This window comes from Blautia sp. AF19-10LB, from assembly GCF_003461245.1.
Taxonomy (GTDB): domain Bacteria; phylum Bacillota; class Clostridia; order Lachnospirales; family Lachnospiraceae; genus Blautia_A; species Blautia_A intestinihominis.
In genome coordinates, this window is sequence record NZ_QTWS01000001.1 from 1 (window position 1) to 17,485 (window position 17,485).

The following is a 17,485-nucleotide window of genomic DNA, read 5'->3' on the forward strand; positions in this document are numbered from 1 at the left end:
GTCGGACAATCCCATAGTACTGTAGAAATCGGGCAATGCCGATGGAGGGAAGGGGATTGCATAGTAAAGGTCTTACTGAGGACACATTATCCGTACTCAGGGACGGAGGAAATAATGGAAACGAAATTAGTAAGAATAGCTGAGATATCGGCAACATCAAAACATCCTATATTTACATCCGTGTACCACTTGATAAATGAAGATATGCTAAAGCAATGCCATAAGGAATTAGACGGGAACAAAGCAGTCGGAATTGACAAGGTAACTAAGGATGAGTATGGGAAGAACCTTGATAGAAATATCAAGGAACTGGTACAGAGGTTGAAAAGCAAATCCTTTAAGCCACTTCCGTCACTGAGGGTATATATACCTAAGGGAAATGGAAAGAAACGACCATTAGGGATTGCTTCCTATGAAGATAAGATTGTACAAATGGCAGTGAAGAAAATACTGGGAGCTATTTATGAACCGAGATTCCTAAACTGCATGTATGGATTTAGACCGAATAGGGGGTGTCACGGAGCAATAAAAGGGGTATACCAACGGATAAGCTATGGAAAAATCAGCTATATCGTAGATGCTGATATCAAAGGTTTCTTTGACCATATTGACCATGATTGGATGATGAAGTTCCTTGAATGGAATATACAGGATAAGAACTTATTGTGGCTAATACGTAAATACCTTAAAGCAGGAATAATGGAGCAAGGAAAATTTGAGCCAACAAAGGAAGGTTCGGCACAAGGCTCAGTAATGAGTCCGATGCTTGCAAATATATACATGCATCATGTGCTGACGCTGTGGTTTAAGCTGGTGGTGCAAAGGGAAATGCAGGGAGAGTGTTTTCTCGTCAACTTTGCGGATGATTTTGTTGCAGGATTTCAATATAAGTCAGAAGCTGAAAGATACTATAAAGAGTTAAAGGAACGAATGGAAAAGTTTGGACTGGAGCTGGAAAGTAGTAAAAGCAGACTGATTGAATTTGGGAGATTTGCAGAGCAGAATCGTAGAGCAAGAGGAGAATGTAAGCCTGAAACATTTGATTTTCAAACTTATTGTGGCTAATACGTAAATACCTTAAAGCAGGAATAATGGAGCAAGGAAAATTCGAGCCAACAGAGGAAGGTTCGGCACAAGACTCAGTAATATTTGCAGAGCAGAATCGTAGAGCAAGAGGAGAATGTAAGCCTGAAACATTTGATTTTCTTGGATTTACCTTCTACTGTAGCAAAACTCGAAAGGGAGGTTTCGTGCCAAAGGTACAGACTTCAAGAAAGAAGTTTGAGCAAAAGGTTAGAGCATACAAGAACTGGATTTACGATAATCGAAATCGACCAATGCGAGAAATAATTAAAGAGTTGAATGTAAAACTAATTGGACACTATCGATATTATAGTGTTACATGGAATTTTCGGAAAATAACAACATTCCTGCATAGAGTACAACAGTTTCTATTCAAAGCCATGAATCGGAGAGGTTGTAGACGGGCATACACATGGAATGGATTTGTGGAAATGCTCAAGTATTACCCGTTAGCAAAACCTAAAACGTACTATTGTTTATATTGAAGCGAATGTTACTATGAGGAGCCGTATGCGGGAAAGCCGCACGTACGGATCTGTGAGGGGCTAAGATTGAGAGGTCTTAGTCTACTTGACTGGAGAATTGAAAAAAACGGAATTTACTTATTAAGACATATAAACTGTTGACAATAAAGCTCCTATATAGTATGTTTTTAATAAACTACTATATAGGAGCTTTTGAATGGAAATGAATGGAGGATTTCTTGTTACCAAAATAAAACAGCTTGGAGACCGGATTTTCGAGAAGATTCTCAGTGAAAAGAATATTGATGCATTTAATGGAGCCCAGGGGCGTATTCTTTATGTGCTGTGGCAGAAGGATGGTATTTCAATCAGGTCACTCTCGACTAAATGCGGGTTAGCGATAACATCTCTTACTACGATGCTGGAAAGAATGGAAAATCAAGGGCTGATAAGCCGTGTTCAGTCTGAAACGGACAAAAGGAAAACGCTCCTGTTTCTGACTGAGAAAGCACATGCCTTAAAGGGCGAGTACGATTCTGTATCTGATGAGATGGGCAGTATTTACTACAAAGGTTTTTCAGAGGAAGAAATTACCCGGTTTGAGGAATGCCTCGACCGCATCAGAAAGAATCTTGAGGAGTGGCAGAAGTCATGAGTATTTGTATCAAAGATCAGATTCAGAACATGAATATCGTCATTGGCTGCACAGTGGGGTGTACATATTGCTATGCCCGCAACAACGTGAAACGCTGGCATATGATTGATGATTTCGCTTACCCTGAATTCTTTCCGGGTAAGCTCAAGATGATGGAAAAGAAACGTCCGCAGAACTTTCTTCTTACTGGCATGAGCGATTTCTCTGGATGGAAGCCGGAATGGAGAGACGAGGTATTTGCAAAGATCCGTGAAAATCCACAGCATCAGTTCCTGTTCCTTAGCAAGCGACCTGATTTGCTGGATTTTGATACCGATCTGGAAAACGCATGGTTTGGCGTTACGGTGACGAGGAAAGCAGAACGGTGGCGTATCGATGCCCTTCGGAAAAACGTCAGAGCAAAACATTACCATGTTACCTTTGAGCCGTTATTCGATGATCCCGGCACAGTTGACCTTTCCGGAATCAATTGGATCGTTGTCGGCACCATGACCGGAGCTCAGAGTAGGAAGATTCATACGGAGCCGGAATGGGCATGGTCTCTGACGGACCAGGCACATAAGCTCGGCATTCCGGTGTTTATGAAGGAAGATCTTGTCCCTATCATAGGGGATGAAAATATGATTCAGGAAATGCCGGAAGAATTTAATAAAGTGTTAGAGGTACAGAAATCATGGAAGAAGTAATAAATGGAATCCTCATTCGTGAGGTGGAAACAAAGAACATCATGACTAAGTCTAGTCTACCGGTAGGAGGTTACTCGGTCAATCCCTATGTGGGCTGTACACATGCCTGCAAGTATTGCTATGCTTCTTTTATGAAGCGCTTTACCGGGCACAAGGAGGAATGGGGCACTTTCCTTGATGTGAAGCATTGGCCGGAAATTAAAAATCCGAAGAAATATGTCGGACAGCGGGTGGTCATCGGTTCTGTGACAGATGGCTACAATCCACAGGAGGAGCAATTCGGGAATACCAGAAAACTTCTGGAGCAGCTGATCGGCAGTGACGCAGATATTCTGATCTGCACAAAGTCGGATCTTGTGGTACGGGATATTGATCTGTTGAAGAAGCTTGGACGTGTAACCGTTTCATGGTCGATCAACACACTAGATGAAAATTTCAAGAACGATATGGATTCTGCTTCGAGCATTGAGCACCGTATCGCTGCTATGAAGCAGGTATATGAGGCAGGTATCCGTACAGTTTGTTTCGTATCCCCGGTATTCCCCGGTATCACGAATTTTGAAGCAATCTTTGAGCGGGTAAAGGATCAGTGCGATCTGTTCTGGCTCGAAAATCTCAATCTTCGAGGCGGTTTCAAAAAGACAATTATGGATTATATCGCCGGAAAATATCCTGATCTTGTACCACTTTACGACGAGATCTATAACAAGCATAACCGCAGCTACTTTGAAGCACTTGAAGTAAAAGCTGAGGAAATGGCTAAGAAGTATGATTGTGCCTTTGTGGATAATGAAATGCCTTATGGCAGAGTTCCGCAGGGGCATCCGGTGATCGTAGATTATTTCTATCATGAGGAAATCCGTGGGACAGAGAATACCGGAAAAAGAAATCGCTAACTTCAAGTTTGTAGAATTCAAAAATTTAATATGAAATGTGAGATAGAGCGTATGGAAATTAACTATACGTTCTATTTTTTTGCCTTTTTTGAAAAAGTGATTAAAAAACTATTGACATTTTGTTACTGGCAAAACTGCAAAATCGATTTTGATTTCCTGTGGTGCCAGACTTTCACCATTTGATATTCAGGAGCTTCGAGAAATCATGTCGTATGACGAAATGGAACTGGATATGATCGGCGATCAGAGAACAGCCATGTTTGTCATCATCAGTGATACCGATGACACATTCAACTTTGCGTAAAAAGGCTGACATGCTTTTCATGCCGGATGCTTTGAATTTGGCAGTGAGAATGTACTGCTCATCATCGCTGAGATAAAATTGCACCGGATTGGTGCGGTTTCTGTTTGCCATTGAGTCACGTACTTCCTAAAAATGGGTACAAAAAAACTGCTGTAAAATGTTCAGTTTTTACAACAGTCTGTTTCGTGTTTAATTCAATTTTGGGTGTAACTACCCAAGGCAAATTGTAGCAAAGACGGTAGGAAAGTGTGGGGGATTTCGCCTGTGTCATGACACAGGCAGCGCTTGCTATTCTTGATTAGTTAAAGGTTTTTAACTTCCCTGATTTTAAAATAATACCGATCAATAATATCCTGCAATGTAATGGATTTCATTTTATCATCTACCATATTTTGAATTTCATGATAGAAGTCCCCAATAGCGAATTGAATGTTGATACCGATTCCACAATCCGGATTGGTATCTGTGTCCAGGTGAAGCAGCGGCTTATCGCCCTCTACGGCTCGGTAGATGTCATACATATTGATTTTATCTGCCGATTTTGCAAGAGCGGCATTCGCATGACCTTGTGTGTTGACAACAATGCCTGCATTTTTTAGGGTTGCCATAAGCTGTCTGACATAAGCCGGGTTTGTCTTGATACTTTCTGCAATTTTTGCGCTGGAGAGTTGTTCGTCATCTCCAAGAGCAATAAATATAAGAATATGAATGGTGTCACTAAGCTTTGTGGAATATTTCATTTGTCACCTCGAACTTTCTTCTTGCAATTTTAAAATTTACATGATAATATAATTTCAATGCTTGATGTAAATTTAATTTTAACAAGTAAAAAAATAAAAGTCAAGCGAAATAAAAAATGTGGAATCTGATATAAAAAAGGAGATAAAGTGGTGTATGCAAAAGGAGGAACAAGTCAGTTTTCTGGCAGAAAAAATCCGTCAGGCAGATGCCGTTTTAATAGGCGGTGGTTCTGGTCTTTCCAGTGCGGCGGGATATAACCATTATCATTGGCTACCCTATATGGAGGAATGTTTACAAGATTTCAAGGAGTGGTATGGACTGAAATCTCCCTTTGACGGTTTTTACTACTGTTATTCATCGCCGGAACAACAGTGGGCATATTATGCACGTTACATACAAAGTATGTGGGATGCACCTACAGGACAGCCATACTATGACCTGCGTGATATTGTGGCGGAAAAAGAAGTCTTTGTTTTAACAACCAATATAGATATGCAGTTTGAACGGATTTTTCAGAAAGAAAGGATTTGCGATTATCAAGGTAATAGCGGCTATGTTCAATGCAGTCAGCCTTGCCATGACCAAATTTATTCCAATGTAGAAATGATTCGCAGGATGAACGAAAATATCCGGGAGCTGCGTGTTACTTCCGAGCTTCTGCCAAGATGTAATGAGTGCGGGAGAATCATGGTTCCCTGGGTAAGGGATGATACATTTTTGGAGGGAAAAGACTGGAGGGAAGGTGTAAGGCGATATGAGAATTTCCTAAAAAAATATCTCATGAATGGAACAGATAAGAATGTTGTACTGCTGGAGCTGGGGGTTGGCGAGATGACACCCAGTATTATTAAACTTCCTTTTTGGGAAATGACATATAAAAATGAAAAGGTGTTTTATGCCTGTCTGAATCAGAAGAAATCCTCAGCTCCAGAGCATATAAAAGACAAAGGCATTTATATAGCAGGAGATTTGGCAGAAACCCTGCGGGATTTAAAAGAAAACATAGCGGGAAAGGAAATGTGATGAAGATGAATGTATATCAAGAGATAAGTCAAATCATCAAAGAAGCAGATGGTATTTTGATTGGAGCCAGTAATGGTTTGTCTATCGCAGAGGGATATAATATTTTTGCAGATGACGCATGGTTTCAGGAAAATATGGGAGATTTCAGAGAAAAATATGGACTGCGTTGTGTTTTACACGGATTTTCAGTGCCAATGAAGGTAGAAGAAAAGTGGGCGTTTGTAAGCAGACTTGTTAAGGCAAAAGCTATGCAGGATGAGCCGAGTGAGATTATGAAAAACATCTATGCACTAGTAAAGGATAAAGAATATTTCGTAGTAACTTCCAATGCGGAGGATCATTTTGTGCCGGCAGGTTTTGAGGCAGACCGTGTTTTTGAAATGGAAGGGAAATTAACCCAGATGCGGTGCAAGAACAGATGTCATGACGAGGTTTATCCTAATCAAAAAGCAGTTCTCGCCATGACAGAAGAGGAAGTAAACGGAAGAGTACCCAAAGAGTTACTGCCGAAATGTCCAAAATGCGGTGGAGATATGGAAGTAAATTGGGGTGAGATGTCCTCGTTTACAGAAACGAAAAATTGGAAGGAAAAGGCTGCCTGCTATCAAGAATTTATTCAGAATTTACATGGAAAGAAGCTGGTAATTCTGGAATTTGGCATTGGTTGGAGAAATCAGATGATTAAAGCTCCTTTGATGCAGCTTGCAGCAGTAGAACCACAGGCAAGATATATCACATTTAACAAGGGCGAAATTTACATTCCAGAGGAAATCAAAGAAAAATCCATCGGTGTGGATGGTAATCTTACGGTAGCGTTAAAGAAAATCAGAAAGGAAATCTAAGGAAAATGACAAGAGAAGAAAAAGCAGTATATTACAAACATAATGGATTTAATTGCTGTCAGTCGGTTATCAAGGCAATGATCGATTCATCAGATTCTGATAAGGAAATACTGATGAATGCTGCATCCGGATTTGCGGTAGGTATGGGAGGTATGGAAGCAACTTGTGGTGCATTGATTGGAGCAACCATGATGGCGGGAATTGTAAAGCCGGGGAAGAAAAGTGCGATAACGGCGCGGGAGATATTAAACAAATTTCAGGAATATTCAGGTGCAACCATATGTAAAGATCTAAAGGGAAAGGATACAGGTGTTGTACTCTGTGAATGCGATGATTGCATTCGCAATGCAATACGGGCTTTTGACGAGGTGTTGCCAATGGAATCAGAAAGGGAAGGATAGACTAAGTAAAGTGGTTAAAGATATTACAGTTGTGAGATAGGAGAATGAAAAAAATGAGCTGTTATGAAAATTTGGTAATGAAAACACAAATGAACTATTCCGGACACTATAGTACCTATGCATCCGGCGGTACTGCTGTAGTGTTGAGCAAACAAAAACCACTTCCTTATGAGGAACAGATTCAGGAATTTGTTCGCAGAGTGCAGGAGGCAGAGTGTATCATAGTAGGCGGAGCATCCGGTTTATCAGCGGCTGGAGGTGGTGACTTTTATTATAGTGATACCCCTTCTTTTCGTGAGCATTTTGGAAAATTTGCAGATAAGTATGGATTCAAAGGTGCTTTTAGCGGCATGATGCATCGGTTTTCTACAAGAAATGAACACTGGGGATATGTGGCAACCTTTTTAAATACTACACAAAATGCCCCTATCAGAGAGCCATATCTGGATTTGGATAGAATCTTGCAGGGAAAGGACTTTCATATCTTAACGACTAATCAGGATACACAGTTTGTAAAGATTTATCCGGAAGAAAAGGTCAGTGAGATTCAGGGAGATCATCGTTTCTTCCAGTGTTCCCGGTGCTGTCAGGATGAAACATGGGATGCCGTACAACCTGTGGCAGATATGATTGCGGCTATGGGAGAGGGGACAATGGTGCCGGATGAACTGATTCCTCGCTGCCCTCATTGTGGTGCGGAAATGTTTCCGTGGGTAAGAGGATATGGGAATTTTCTGCAAGGGAAAAAATACGAAGAAGAATATGAGAAAATCTCAAAATACATTCAAAAGAACAAAGATAGAAAAATTCTCTTGATAGAACTTGGAGTAGGGCGCATGACACCGATGTTTATACAGGAACCGTTTTGGGAACTGACAAATAGCTTGAAAGATGCATATTATATCTCCGTAAATTCAGAATATCAGTTTTTGCCGGAATTCATTGAAGATAAGGGGATTGCTATTTTGGGAGATATAGGAACAGTATTAAAAGATTTGCGGAAAACAAAAGAGGAAAGTGCATTTGTATAGGATACTTGTTCTTGACATTCCACTTAATGGAGAAACATTAGAATATTGATTGATACAAAACTGCACTCAGGGATATTGTGGGTGCAGTTTTGCATTAAAATTATTGATTACGATACAGTTTCTGATATGCAGTAGGTAATATCTGAAATATATCTCGGAAAGCCGATGTAAATTTACTTTGGCTTTTATATCCCACAGCGGCGGCAATTTCCGAAATAGATTTATCTTCCTGCAACAGCATATTCGATGCCAACTTCATACGGTATTCTTTCATGCAAGAAGCGATGGGCATTCCATAGACTGCTTTGAAAACGGATTTCAAAGTAGTGGTGTTCATCAGGTACTGTTTTGACAACTCTTTAATAGTATAGTGGCGTTTTAGGTCGGATGTCATCAGACTGTGAATTTCTTTGATAGTTTCCACCTGTCCGGAAACATACTGGTTCAATCTTTTTGTATTTTCTAAATCCAGCATATCTAAAAACAACAGCAACTCTTGAACTTTTAATTTGAAATAAGGTATAAAAAATTAATGGGTGTCAGGCACTAAGGTGGATTTTATTTATCGAAGTCATCAGGGATTAGGAAAGCCGATTAAGATATATGTGTATGAAAGCTATTGTAAAAAATAATATAACATGACATAATCGGATTGACTAAAGAAACACAGATATTTATAATATAGACAAAATGAGAATGACATAGATGGAGGACAGGGTAATGGAGAAATCTGTAACACTTGAAGAGGCATTAAAAAGAATTGAGGAGTTGGAAAAAGAGAATGTAGAACTTCGGGAGGAATTGGAGTATTACAGAAATCGTAAGTTAAGCGGTCGTCAGAAACATAACGCCAAGTGGATGGCAATTTATAATGATTTTGTTGTTGGGTATGAGAGCGGCATGACAATGGTAGAAATTGCGAAGAGGAACAATGTCAGTGAGAGGACGATTTATAGGTATAAAGCGTATTATGACAAACTGAGGGAAAAAGAGGAATAGACCATTTTGCTGATGTCAGCAATATGTTGTATGAGAGTTGCGGACGATTTTTTTGACCGCAAATCTTAACAGTAAGAGCAGATATAATCCTCATGTATTTACAGAGCAAGGATTATATATGCTGATGACTGTTTTGAAAGGACCGTTGGCTGTTAAGCAGAGCAAGGCATTAATAAGAACCTTTAAGAAAATGAAAGATTACATATTAGAAAATCGTGATTTAATCGGGCAGCGGGAAATACTTCAGTTAAGCATGGAAACTGCTAACAACAGAATAGAAATTAACAAAATCAACTCAGATATGATATCTATTGAAAAGCAGATTTCAGATGTTGCAGAAGGCTTGAAGGATGTTGTGACAAAATCTGAGTTGGCTGATATGATGAACAGCTTTGTTTCAGACGATGATGACAAGTGGCTCATGTTTAATGCAAAATTCAGTAGTGCAGATGAGGTATATGAGTCCATTTATAAATAGGCAAAGTCGTCAATATATGTCGTTGACAATTATATTGGTTTAAGGACGCTGGTACACCTTAAGAATTCTCCTACTGGAGTAGATATTATTTTATTCAGTGATAATGTTGGAAATAATAAACTTCACAACATAGAATTTGCAGATTTCTGCAAGGAGTACCCAACAGTAAATTTGTCAATAAAAAAGACAGGCGGTATATTCCATGATCGTTTTATCGTGTTGGATTATGGAACTGCTGATGAAAGGGTTTTCTTATGTGGTGCTTCATCAAAGGATGCTGGCGCTAGAATAACCAGTATTGTTGAAGATTATGGAATATCTAAATATGCCCCTGTGATTGCCACGCTGTTAAAAAATTCGACGTTAATTTTACCACAATAGAGGGGAGCGAATGATTAAACATTCGTAAAGACAATCTATTAACACAAGAGGAGTTTGGCAAATTATTTCATGTTACCAGGCAAACTGTTTCAAATTGGGAAAACGGAAAAAGTTATCCTGATTTGTAAATCCTTGTAAGCATGAGTAATCAATTTAGCTCGCACCCAGTGCTCCTTAAGGCAAAGTAGAAATAGTGCAATTTTTACATGATATTATACAAGAATTACATAGAAATATATCGTATTATTGATATGGTATTCTTGAGTTGTATGTGAGGAGAAAAACTATGGCAGCGGAAAGAAAAACATTAACACAGCTATCTGTGCCAATATGCTTAGAAACTTTATTTTATATGCTTTCAGGTATGGTTGATACGCTTATGCTATCATCTGTAAGTGATCAGGCTGTAGGAGCAGTGGGAACAGCAAATACATATATAGGTGTTTTTATTATTATGTTTGGAGTAATATCGTCGGGTATGATAGCTGTTATGTCACAAAATATCGGAGCCGGAAGACCGGGGATAGCATATCAGGCAAGACAACTTGGACTTATATTCAACGCATTGATAGGTATCGTAATGTCTGTCATTCTTGCTACTTTTTCTGGTGGGATACTTCGAATCGTAAGTATTGCTCCGGCTTTGCTTGAGCCGGCTGAAATATATCTTAGAATTGTTGGCGGCGCATGTTTTTTAAATGCACTGATTCCTATTTTCTCCAGTTATTTGAGAGTGTTTGGATATACAAAACATTCTTTGATAGGAACTGTTGTTGGAAATGTTCTCAATATAATACTTAATTCAGTATTTTTATTTGCATTCAACTGGGGTGTGATGGGAGTTGCTGTTGCCACGGTTATTTCGAGAGTTGTAAATCTTATTATTGTAGCCGGCATGGGGGCTGTACTTATAAAAGCAAAGCAGAGTCCTGAGCGAATTACATCAAGAAAGATATTTGCACAGATTGTTAAGATTGGTTTTCCTTCTGCGCTTGAAACAGCACTTTACAACATCGCAATGACATTTATAGTGCGTTTTATGAATCAGATGGATGTGGATGGAATGAATGTTACAGCGCGTTCATATGCGATACAGATTGCAAATTTCTCGTATTGCGTGGGAGCTGCCCTTGCTCAGGCAAATGCAATTATGACCGGCTGGAGAATTGGAGCAAAAGAGTTTGAGGAATGTAGCAGGGGGACGAGAAAAGCTGCGATATATGGTATCATCACAGCGACATGCTTTTCCGTGACCTTTGCATTTGCCGGACATTTTATCGTGCATATATTTACGGATGATACACAGATGATAAATCTTGTGGTAAAGTTGTTAATAGTAGATATATTTCTTGAACTTGGAAGGGTAACAAACCTTGTATATGGGCAGGCGTTAAAAACGAGCGGAGACGCATTTTTTCCGGTTATATTAGGTGCGATATTTATGTATTTGTTTGCAGTTGGCGGAACCTATTTTCTCGGAATACACATGGGACTTCTGGCTGTAGGAGCATATATTGCTATGGCAGGTGACGAATGTGCGAGAGCAGTGGGAATGGTACTTAGATGGAAGAGTGGAAAATGGAAGAGTAAAGGTCTTGTAGAAGTATAGGAGAGAGTATGTACTTTGAATTAAAGGAAAATAAACCGCATGGTACAAAGGATGATCCGTTTAGTACATATCATATAAAAAATGAAGGACGATCATTTCAGATACCGGCTCATTGGCATGATGAACTGGAAATTATATATGTAAAAAGTGGTTTTTTGACTGTAAGTATATCAGGAGAAAATTATGTTGGAACCCCCGGGGATGCTTTTGTAGTGTCGCCGGGTAATCTGCATTTCATGGGTTCACAGACTGGTACAGTGGATTATTTTACTTTCCTTTTTCCATTAAAATACATATCTTTTTGCATAAATGACATGTTAGATGATAAATTACTGGAGCCGTTAAAAAATGGTCATCTAATGATAAATCCAAGAGTAAAAGATACAGCAAAAGAACTATGTGAGCAATTGGTTGAAATATATATGGCAAAAAACAAGAAAACTGAGCCCCAAATAACTGCTCAGATAAAGACAAAAATAATTCTTTTACAATTTATTCTTGAAATGTGGGAGAAGGGCTTTATAATTGAAAATGATAAAAGCGGGAGAAATACGATAGAAAAAGAAATGATTTCATATATACAGCAGAATTTTATGGAAAAGATATCATTAAAAGAATTTAGTGAGCAGTTTCATCTTTCGGAAAAATATATATCGCGATATTTTAAGGAACATTTTCATATTACCCTTTCGCAATATATAACACATTTAAGGTTAGAGCATGCAAAACAGCTGTTACAAGATACGGATATTCCTGTTACAGAGATTGCAATGCAGAGTGGATATCAGAATGTAAGCTATTTTATCAGAAGCTTCAAAAAAACATATGGAGTTTCTCCGTTAAAATATAGAAAAAAATAAGCCAGGTATATGGTTAGAAAGGAGAGGATATCCCGGTAGAATCAGAAAATCTGCCGGAGAGATATCGAGAATGAGTATGGGAAATAAGAATAAATGGTGGAAAAATGCAGTTGTATATCAGATTTATCCGAAAAGCTTTCAAGATTCGGATGGAGATGGAATCGGTGATATTCCAGGAATTATCAGCAGATTGGATTATTTGAAAAAACTTGGAATAGATGCAATTTGGCTCTCACCAGTGTATCGTTCGCCACAGGATGACAATGGATACGATATTTCAGATTATCAGGATATTGAGCCGATGTTCGGAACAATGGAAGATATGGAACAGTTATTTGCGGAGGCAAAGAAACGCGGAATCCGAATTATGATGGATCTTGTGCTGAATCATACTTCAGATGAACACAGATGGTTTTTGGAGGCAAAGAAAAGCAAAGACAATCCGTATCATGATTATTATGTGTGGCGTGACGGAGAAGAAGGTATTTACCCAAATGATATGAATTCTGTGTTCGGAGGACCGGCATGGGAGTGGGTTCCAGAACTGGGACAGTATTATTTTCATCAGTTTTCAGTGAAACAGCCAGATCTGAACTGGGAGAATCCGAAAGTGAGAAGAGAGCTCTATGATATGATTCTCTGGTGGATGGAAAAAGGAGCAGGTGGATTTCGTCTGGATGTAATCGATCAGATTGCAAAAGAGCCAGATCTTAAGATCACAAATAATGGACCAAAGCTGCATGAATTTCTGCGTGAACTAAGCAGAGAAACATTTCAGAAGGGGGATATGATCACTGTTGGAGAAGCCTGGGGAGCAACACCGGAAATTGCAAAGAAATATAGTAATCCAGATGGCAGTGAATTTTCTATGGTTTTTCAGTTTGAGCACATTATGCTTGATCAGGAAGAAGGAAAAGAAAAATGGGATACGATTCCATTGAATCTGGTTAAGCTGAAAAAATGCCTTGCAAAGTGGCAGAATACTTTATATCAGACAGGATGGAACAGTCTGTTCATGAATAACCATGATCTTCCTAGAATCGTGTCGCGTTGGGGAAATGACGGAAAATACAGAAAAGAGTCGGCAACAATGCTGGCGACAATGCTTCATGGAATGCAGGGAACTCCTTACATTTACCAGGGAGAAGAGCTGGGAATGACGAATGTGCAGTTTGACAGCATCGAGGAATATGAAGATATTGAGACATTGAATATGTACAAAGAGCGTCTGGAAAAAGGATATCAGCCAGAAGAAATCATGCAGTCTATCTACGCAAGAAGCCGTGATAATGCCCGTACTCCGATGCAGTGGAGCGGGGATGAGAACGGAGGATTCACAACAGGAGAACCATGGTTTGCCGTGAATCCAAATTATACCAGAATCAATGCCAAAGAGGCACTGGAAGATGAAAATTCGGTATTTTACTATTATCAGAAGCTGATTCGTTTAAGAAAAGAAAATCCAGTATTTGTGAATGGAAAATTTGAACTTCTTCTGCCGGAAGATGAGAGAATTTTCGCCTATACGAGAACAGATGAGCATACAAAGATGCTGGTATGTACAAACTTTACGGATGAGGAAGTTAGCTGCCCATTGCTTGATGAGTGGAAAGCCGGGGAAGTCTGGATCCGGAATTATGAGGACGACAGAGAAGGAAATATATTGCGTCCTTATGAGGCGGTGATAATTGCATTTGCTGGCAAATAGATTGAGTTTCTTTTTTAGCATCAAAATTCACTTACTAGCATAAGTAATAGTGAAATTATGTGGATTTCAACTTATTATAAGTGTAAGATAATAACTATTGAAATCGCCGTGTACCGAACGGTACGCACGGTGGTGTGAGAGGACGGGAGCTAATCACTCCCTCCTACTCGATTACTTATTTTACAGTAGCATTTTAACAAAACATGACAAGAATTCTCCTTCCTCTATAGGTGGGAGATGAATTGTAGATCTGAGCATAAATGCTCAAAAGAATTTTATAAACAAAAAAACACTTGTTCTTGTGCTTGGATTGTATTATAATAAAAAAGAACATATTGTTCGAAAAAAACAATCGGCTGCAGCCGATTTATCTATAACTATATGCTTGCAGATAAAATGGAACATTATAAAAAAGAAAAAAAGATGTTAAGGAACACACCAGCCAGTTACAAGAAAGAATATCCCTGGCTGAAAGAGGTGGATTCATTGGCGTTAGCAAATGTACAGATGCATCTGGAAAGCGCATTCCATAAGTTTTTTCGTGAACCATCTGCAGGATTTCCACGTTTCAAATCAAAGAAGTCATCAAGAAAATCTTATACAACAAACGTAGTGAATGGAAATATCTTTCTGGAAGGAAAATATTTTGCCAGTCTTTTATTTTGCTGTGAAAACCAAACAGCAGAAAAAAACGGCAGAAAAATTTATTGGGATCGATTTTGCGATGCAGGGAATGTGTGTGTTTTCTACCGGTAAAAGAGCTGAATATCCGATATTCTATCGGAATACAGAGAAAAAGCTTGCACGGGAACAGAGAAAGCTGTCCAGATGTCAGAAAGGCAGTCAGAATTATAAGAAGCAGAAGAAAAGAGTTGCACTGTGCCATGAAAAGATCCGAAATCAGAGAAAAGATTTTCAGCATAAACTCAGTGCCAGTCTTGCCGGGAGCTTCGATGCAGTATGTGTGGAAGATCTGAATCTGAAAGGGATGGCAGGAGGACTTCATCTTGGAAAAGGTGTACATGATAATGGATATGGCCTGTTTCTGTCTATGCTGGAATATAAACTGGAGGAACGAGGAAAATATCTGATCAAAGTAGACCGTTATTTTGCATCCAGTAAGATTTGCAGTGTATGCGGAAATAAAAAAGAAGAATTGTCTTTATCTGATAGGATTTATTACTGTGAATGCGGTAACAGAATGGACCGCGATGTAAATGCAGCAGTTAATATCATGAAAGAGGGAAAAAGAATCTTTGCAGAATGTGCATGACAGCACAATAAAAAGTCCGTAACCGGACTAATAAAAATCGCGGGGCACGCGAGGATAGCTTGTAGATACTTGGCTCTGTAGAGCCATTGAGCAAGAAGCCCCCACTTCAAAATCAGAGATTAAGTGGTGGGAGCATGTCACATTCTTTGCAGAGGATGCAGGATTTTGGAGTGAATCTGATCTGTGTTGAAGATGGAATTGACAGCTCAAAAGATAGTGGAAAGCTGATGATTTCTGTTCTGTCTGCGGTGGCAGAGATTGAACGAGAGAATATCCTTGTTCAGACAATGGAGGGACGTAAGCAGAAAGCCAGGGAAGGAAAATGGAACGGTGGGTTTGCTCCATATGGCTATGAATTGGCAAATGGAGAATTGCAGATTGCAGAGGATGAAGCGGAAATTATTCGTCTGATCTATGATAAATTTATTCATACCAATATGGGAATTTCTGCGATTGCTACATGGCTGAACCAGCATGGATATAAAAAGAAAAAACGACAGAATAATACACTGGACGCATTTGCCGCTTCATTTATAAAAGGCGTTCTGGATAATCCGGTATACTGTGGAAAGCTGGCTTATGGACGAAGAAAGAACGAGAAAGTATCTGGTACAAGAAATGAATACCGTATTGTAAAGCAGGAAAATTATATGCTGCACGATGGTATCCATGAAGGAATCATTTCAGAAACAGACTGGGAGCTGGCTCATCAAAAAAGGGAAAAAACAGGTGTGAAATATGAAAAGACACATAGTCTCGAGCATGAGCATATTTTATCCGAAATATTGAGATGCCCGTTATGTGGAAGCGGTATGTATGGAAACGTGAACCGAAAGAAAAAGAAAGACGGAACTTTATATAAGGATTATTTCTATTATGCCTGCAAACATCGTCGCCTGGTAGATGGTCATAAATGTGGATATCGTAAACAATGGAGCGAGGAGAAGATTAACAATGCAGTGGAAGAAGTTATTCGGAAACTGGTGAAGAATCCTAAATTTGAAGAAGCAATTCTGAATAAAATCGGTTCAAGAATAGATACAGAAGAAATAGAAAAAGAGATTGAAAGACTGAAAAAACAGCACAGGCAGCTGACCGGAGCAAAAGGAAGACTTGGACAGCAGATGGACAGTCTGGATATCATGGATAAATTTTATGAGAAGAAATATCAGGATATGGAGACAAGGTTATACCGTTTGTATGATGAGATTGAAGGCGTGGAGAACAGTATAGAAGAAGTCAAGAATCGCCTGCTGAATATCTGGCAACAGAAAATATCAGAAGAAAACGTCTATCAATTTCTTTTATATTTTGATAAACTATATGATAAGTTCACCGACCTGGAGAAGAAAGAATTTCTTAACAGCTTTGTAGAACAGGTGGACATTTACGAGCAGGAGCAGCCAGATGGCAGATTCCTGAAGCACATAAAGTTCCGTTTTCCGGTGTATTTTGGAGACAGGGAAACACAGGAACTTTGTTGGGATAACGAAAGTACCGCTGAGACTGTGGTGTTGCTACAAAGGAAAAATATGTAGAAATCCTTGAATTTACGCACTTTGTGGAGCTTTTCAGTTTCAAAAAAATAGGTGAAAATCACAAAGAAAAGAGCAGCCTTGTGAAGAAAGTAACCGTTGTTGTTGCGTTAGACCTCGGGACGGGGAACACAAAGAATCTTGAATATGAAAATGAATAGAGAGCTATCAGATCATTGATAGATTATAGGGATACTTGTTAAAAGCGGGTGTCCCTATTTTTTATGGGGCATTCCAGAAATGGAGTGTCTTTTTTATACCAAAATATTAAAAATTCAGGAGGAAAATGAAAATGACAAACACAGCGTTAAGAGCAGAGAATAGCAATTCTCGCACAATTACTTTCAAGAGCAGGGAACACGAAAAATTTTATGAGGAATATCTGAAAAAATGCAGATATCAGGATGTCTACCATCGGGCTTTGGTTTATTGCCTGGGTATCGACAGAGACACAAGAAATAATGTGAATAAAATCTATAATTTTAAAACTGGATGTGTAAAAACGGAATGCCTGCA

General features: G+C 39.1%; 19 protein-coding genes and 3 pseudogenes. 19 read left to right on the forward strand and 3 right to left on the reverse strand.

The window, feature by feature from the left end; translation table 11 throughout:
• The first annotated feature begins 114 nt into the window (after positions 1 to 114).
• From DWX28_RS00005 to DWX28_RS00025, 5 genes are all read left to right on the forward strand, one after another.
• Complete coding sequence (locus tag DWX28_RS00005; RefSeq protein WP_330417544.1) at positions 115 to 1,065, forward strand: reverse transcriptase domain-containing protein; 951 nt, start codon at positions 115 to 117, stop codon at positions 1,063 to 1,065.
• A gap of 26 nt (positions 1,066 to 1,091) precedes the next feature.
• Positions 1,092 to 1,568, forward strand: a complete 477-nt coding sequence (locus DWX28_RS00010) for a hypothetical protein (RefSeq protein WP_243002265.1) — start codon at positions 1,092 to 1,094, stop codon at positions 1,566 to 1,568.
• A 196-nt stretch (positions 1,569 to 1,764) separates the two neighbouring features.
• The gene (locus DWX28_RS00015) at positions 1,765 to 2,202 is read left to right on the forward strand and encodes a radical SAM mobile pair system MarR family transcriptional regulator (RefSeq protein ID WP_004844961.1); all 438 of its coding nucleotides are present in this window, start codon (positions 1,765 to 1,767) and stop codon (positions 2,200 to 2,202) included.
• On the forward strand, positions 2,199 to 2,888 hold the full coding sequence (locus DWX28_RS00020; protein ID WP_118251298.1) for a radical SAM mobile pair protein A: 690 nt from the start codon (positions 2,199 to 2,201) through the stop codon (positions 2,886 to 2,888). The genes DWX28_RS00015 and DWX28_RS00020 overlap by 4 nt, the downstream gene beginning before the upstream one ends.
• Positions 2,876 to 3,784: a radical SAM mobile pair protein B gene (locus tag DWX28_RS00025; protein ID WP_118006331.1), complete on the forward strand. Its 909-nt coding sequence runs from the start codon at positions 2,876 to 2,878 to the stop codon at positions 3,782 to 3,784. The genes DWX28_RS00020 and DWX28_RS00025 overlap by 13 nt, the downstream gene beginning before the upstream one ends.
• 343 nt (positions 3,785 to 4,127) lie before the next feature.
• Here DWX28_RS00025 and DWX28_RS20705 read toward each other — a convergent pair.
• Positions 4,128 to 4,199: pseudogene (locus DWX28_RS20705) on the reverse strand (plasmid mobilization relaxosome protein MobC); the annotation flags it as partial.
• Positions 4,200 to 4,390: 191 nt separating this feature from the next.
• Complete coding sequence (locus tag DWX28_RS00040) at positions 4,391 to 4,828, reverse strand: Rrf2 family transcriptional regulator (RefSeq protein WP_118251299.1); 438 nt, start codon at positions 4,826 to 4,828, stop codon at positions 4,391 to 4,393.
• Between the two features lie 118 nt (positions 4,829 to 4,946).
• Here DWX28_RS00040 and DWX28_RS00045 point away from each other — a divergent pair, with 118 nt between their 5' ends.
• The 4 genes from DWX28_RS00045 to DWX28_RS00060 are packed head-to-tail and all read left to right on the forward strand — an operon-like array spanning position 4,947 to position 8,126.
• Positions 4,947 to 5,852 (forward strand): NAD-dependent protein deacetylase, SIR2 family, encoded by a 906-nt coding sequence (locus tag DWX28_RS00045; protein WP_227222727.1) that lies wholly within the window; start codon positions 4,947 to 4,949, stop codon positions 5,850 to 5,852.
• A complete protein-coding gene (locus DWX28_RS00050) occupies positions 5,852 to 6,694 on the forward strand; it encodes an NAD-dependent protein deacetylase, SIR2 family (protein ID WP_118251301.1) in 843 nt (280 codons plus the stop codon). The genes DWX28_RS00045 and DWX28_RS00050 overlap by 1 nt, the downstream gene beginning before the upstream one ends.
• 5 nt (positions 6,695 to 6,699) lie before the next feature.
• Positions 6,700 to 7,095 (forward strand): C-GCAxxG-C-C family protein, encoded by a 396-nt coding sequence (locus DWX28_RS00055; RefSeq protein ID WP_118251302.1) that lies wholly within the window; start codon positions 6,700 to 6,702, stop codon positions 7,093 to 7,095.
• A gap of 53 nt (positions 7,096 to 7,148) precedes the next feature.
• The gene (locus DWX28_RS00060) at positions 7,149 to 8,126 is read left to right on the forward strand and encodes an NAD-dependent protein deacetylase (protein WP_243002266.1); all 978 of its coding nucleotides are present in this window, start codon (positions 7,149 to 7,151) and stop codon (positions 8,124 to 8,126) included.
• A gap of 100 nt (positions 8,127 to 8,226) precedes the next feature.
• On the opposite strand, the gene DWX28_RS00065 is transcribed toward DWX28_RS00060, so the two are convergent.
• The gene (locus tag DWX28_RS00065) at positions 8,227 to 8,613 is read right to left on the reverse strand and encodes a helix-turn-helix domain-containing protein (protein ID WP_118251304.1); all 387 of its coding nucleotides are present in this window, start codon (positions 8,611 to 8,613) and stop codon (positions 8,227 to 8,229) included.
• Positions 8,614 to 8,846: 233 nt separating this feature from the next.
• Between DWX28_RS00065 and DWX28_RS00070 the strand changes: the two genes are divergently transcribed.
• From DWX28_RS00070 to DWX28_RS19705, 10 genes and pseudogenes are all read left to right on the forward strand, one after another.
• Positions 8,847 to 9,125, forward strand: a complete 279-nt coding sequence (locus DWX28_RS00070; protein WP_118251305.1) for a helix-turn-helix domain-containing protein — start codon at positions 8,847 to 8,849, stop codon at positions 9,123 to 9,125.
• Positions 9,126 to 9,162: 37 nt separating this feature from the next.
• Positions 9,163 to 9,984, forward strand: a pseudogene (locus DWX28_RS20475) (ORF6N domain-containing protein).
• 20 nt (positions 9,985 to 10,004) lie between these two features.
• Positions 10,005 to 10,112: a helix-turn-helix transcriptional regulator gene (locus DWX28_RS20480; RefSeq protein WP_118251484.1), complete on the forward strand. Its 108-nt coding sequence runs from the start codon at positions 10,005 to 10,007 to the stop codon at positions 10,110 to 10,112.
• Between the two features lie 158 nt (positions 10,113 to 10,270).
• Positions 10,271 to 11,593, forward strand: coding sequence for an MATE family efflux transporter (locus DWX28_RS00085; RefSeq protein WP_118251306.1), 1,323 nt, complete (start codon positions 10,271 to 10,273; stop codon positions 11,591 to 11,593).
• Positions 11,594 to 11,601: 8 nt separating this feature from the next.
• Positions 11,602 to 12,453, forward strand: coding sequence for an AraC family transcriptional regulator (locus DWX28_RS00090; protein WP_118251307.1), 852 nt, complete (start codon positions 11,602 to 11,604; stop codon positions 12,451 to 12,453).
• 76 nt (positions 12,454 to 12,529) lie between these two features.
• Positions 12,530 to 14,161 (forward strand): glycoside hydrolase family 13 protein, encoded by a 1,632-nt coding sequence (locus DWX28_RS00095; RefSeq protein WP_118251485.1) that lies wholly within the window; start codon positions 12,530 to 12,532, stop codon positions 14,159 to 14,161.
• Between the two features lie 381 nt (positions 14,162 to 14,542).
• Positions 14,543 to 14,917 (forward strand): hypothetical protein, encoded by a 375-nt coding sequence (locus DWX28_RS20485; RefSeq protein ID WP_158565261.1) that lies wholly within the window; start codon positions 14,543 to 14,545, stop codon positions 14,915 to 14,917.
• Entirely contained in the window at positions 14,808 to 15,434 is a 627-nt protein-coding gene (locus tag DWX28_RS00105; protein WP_243002268.1) for an RNA-guided endonuclease InsQ/TnpB family protein, read from the forward strand. Before DWX28_RS20485 ends, DWX28_RS00105 begins: the two co-directional genes overlap by 110 nt.
• Before the next feature lie 140 nt (positions 15,435 to 15,574).
• Positions 15,575 to 16,972, forward strand: a pseudogene (locus tag DWX28_RS00110) (recombinase family protein); the annotation flags it as partial.
• A 289-nt stretch (positions 16,973 to 17,261) separates the two neighbouring features.
• On the forward strand, positions 17,262 to 17,485 hold a 224-nt coding region (locus DWX28_RS19705), incomplete at its 3' end, for a DUF6075 family protein (RefSeq protein WP_243002272.1).

Coding starts and splice junctions, on each gene's coding strand:
- DWX28_RS00015 (WP_004844961.1), top strand. CDS start 1,765: ATGGAAATGAATGGAGGATTTCTTGTTACCAAAATAAAACAGCTTGGA.
- DWX28_RS20485 (WP_158565261.1), top strand. CDS start 14,543: ATGCTTGCAGATAAAATGGAACATTATAAAAAAGAAAAAAAGATGTTA.
- DWX28_RS00090 (WP_118251307.1), top strand. CDS start 11,602: ATGTACTTTGAATTAAAGGAAAATAAACCGCATGGTACAAAGGATGAT.
- DWX28_RS00040 (WP_118251299.1), bottom strand. CDS start 4,828: ATGAAATATTCCACAAAGCTTAGTGACACCATTCATATTCTTATATTT.
- DWX28_RS00020 (WP_118251298.1), top strand. CDS start 2,199: ATGAGTATTTGTATCAAAGATCAGATTCAGAACATGAATATCGTCATT.
- DWX28_RS00060 (WP_243002266.1), top strand. CDS start 7,149: ATGAGCTGTTATGAAAATTTGGTAATGAAAACACAAATGAACTATTCC.
- DWX28_RS00010 (WP_243002265.1), top strand. CDS start 1,092: ATGGAGCAAGGAAAATTCGAGCCAACAGAGGAAGGTTCGGCACAAGAC.
- DWX28_RS00055 (WP_118251302.1), top strand. CDS start 6,700: ATGACAAGAGAAGAAAAAGCAGTATATTACAAACATAATGGATTTAAT.
- DWX28_RS00085 (WP_118251306.1), top strand. CDS start 10,271: ATGGCAGCGGAAAGAAAAACATTAACACAGCTATCTGTGCCAATATGC.
- DWX28_RS00095 (WP_118251485.1), top strand. CDS start 12,530: ATGGGAAATAAGAATAAATGGTGGAAAAATGCAGTTGTATATCAGATT.
- DWX28_RS00070 (WP_118251305.1), top strand. CDS start 8,847: ATGGAGAAATCTGTAACACTTGAAGAGGCATTAAAAAGAATTGAGGAG.
- DWX28_RS00005 (WP_330417544.1), top strand. CDS start 115: ATGGAAACGAAATTAGTAAGAATAGCTGAGATATCGGCAACATCAAAA.
- DWX28_RS00050 (WP_118251301.1), top strand. CDS start 5,852: ATGAAGATGAATGTATATCAAGAGATAAGTCAAATCATCAAAGAAGCA.
- DWX28_RS00025 (WP_118006331.1), top strand. CDS start 2,876: ATGGAAGAAGTAATAAATGGAATCCTCATTCGTGAGGTGGAAACAAAG.